The sequence below is a fragment of the Paraburkholderia sp. BR10937 genome (genome assembly GCF_040965695.1).
Classification (GTDB): domain Bacteria; phylum Pseudomonadota; class Gammaproteobacteria; order Burkholderiales; family Burkholderiaceae; genus Paraburkholderia.
This window is the reverse complement of sequence record NZ_JBFRCL010000304.1, coordinates 1-219: the sequence shown is the minus strand read 5'-3', so window position 1 is coordinate 219 and position 219 is coordinate 1. Positions and strand designations below refer to the sequence as shown.

The following is a 219-nucleotide window of genomic DNA, read 5'->3' as shown; positions in this document are numbered from 1 at the left end:
TCCTCCACATCTCTACGCATTTCACTGCTACACGTGGAATTCTACCCCCCTCTGCCATACTCCAGCGATGCAGTCACCAATGCAGTTCCCAGGTTAAGCCCGGGGATTTCACATCGGTCTTACATCACCGCCTGCGCACGCTTTACGCCCAGTAATTCCGATTAACGCTCGCACCCTACGTATTACCGCGGCTGCTGGCACGTAGTTAGCCGGTGCTTA

At 54.8% G+C, this 219-nt stretch carries 1 rRNA gene; it reads right to left on the bottom strand.

Annotated features, from left to right (window positions below):
* A 16S ribosomal RNA gene (locus AB4Y44_RS43060) occupies positions 1-219 on the bottom strand; the annotation flags it as partial.